This is a genomic window from Exiguobacterium sp. E17S (assembly GCF_057772545.1).
In genome coordinates, this window is the sequence record NZ_JBYLRU010000015.1 from 1 (window position 1) to 1,512 (window position 1,512).

A 1,512-nucleotide genomic window follows, 5' to 3' on the forward strand; every position below is an offset into this window, starting at 1 on the left:
CTAGTAAATACTCATAATATATATTAATTATATTTTTATGGTAAATTAATATCTAAAATACTGGTTAATAATAACTATTTAACCATTGTTTTTGTAAAAAATTGTATATTTTTATGGGGATTACATGCATAATAATAGGTGTACGATTATTTTTTCCGTAGAAAAGGAGTGTTGAAATGAAGAAAAAAGCACCTGATTTTCGAAAGAAGATGAATCGACACCATAGAAATCACACACGAAGACTAGTGAAACTGCTGGCAGCGTCCTCTCTCGCCCTCTCTCCAATCTCATTCACCTATACGAAAACCGAAGCAGCTGAGAATTCTGAAAAGAAGTTTCAGACGCAGCAAAGTCAATTCGCGAACTCAGTTCGAAATTCACTCGTTCAAGGACCAAATCGCATCAGTTTAGCTGAAGTCCAGTTATTGACGGATGTCGCGGTCAATGCAAATCTGACGGAACAACCGGATAACTATGATTTAGCCCTTAATTTAACCGGTGTCGGATTAGCCGATGCGGAAGTATTGAACCCGGACCGGGTGGCCGTCTTCAACATTCCAGATTTAGCAGGAAAAATGCAGGCGAACGGTAATGCGTCAGTCAGTGTTGAACTATTACCAATTACACTCGAAGATTTACCGACGCTAAAAGGTCAACTCGATCCGTTGACGGGAACAGTAGCAGATACTGTGACTGACCTATTAGCGGGTATCGATCGATTACAACGTACTCCAGTCGTAGGTAGTTTGTTGAGAGTGGAGGGGCTCACAGAATTAACGGATGCTCTGGACAATCTACAGAATTTAGATACCGCACTGTCAGATCTTCTAGATTATGAGGGCTCCGCTCCAGTCACGATTAATCCGGATGGTTCAATCGTCATCGATTTTAGTGATGGTTTAGGACAGCATCTTGATACGGTAACGAAACAAGTTGTCCAAGACGCATTGACCGATTTAGTCAACGCCATCACGAACTTAAAACTATCCGGAATAGCAGGAAACTTAATTGATCCGGTTTTAAACCCAGTCAAAGATCTATTGCCAGGTGTGAACAGCCTTTTGACAGCAGTAACGAACGATACGGTGAACTTGTCGAATGAACTCGCAGGTGTACAAGTACTTGGACCAACTTCTGTTAGTGCCAATATCATCGTTGATAAACCGGCTGGAGTTGCTCAAGACGAAGTTGTTGTTACAGGATCTGTCGTCAATACGTCTGCAATCGATGCACAACTACTGGCTGATCTAGATGGTCAAGATACGATCGTCTTTGATGAAGAGGCAGATGGAGATGCGGATGCCGACGCGGATGCGGATGCCGATGCGGATGCGGACGCTGATGCGGATGCCGATGCGGATGCGGACGCTGATGCGGACGCTGATGCGGATGCTGATGCGGATGCCGATGCTGACGCTGACGCTGATGCCGACGCTGATGCGGATGCAGATGCGGATGCGGATGCGGATGCTGACGCCGATGCGGATGCGGATGCTGACGCCGACGCTGATG

1 protein-coding gene is annotated in these 1,512 nt (G+C 45.0%); it reads left to right on the plus strand.

Annotation, left to right across the window (positions count from 1 at the left end; all coding sequences use genetic code 11):
* Positions 1-176: 176 nt before the first annotated feature.
* On the plus strand, positions 177-1,512 hold a 1,336-nt coding region (locus AC3B4V_RS16190; protein WP_488378870.1), incomplete at its 3' end, for an adhesive domain-containing protein.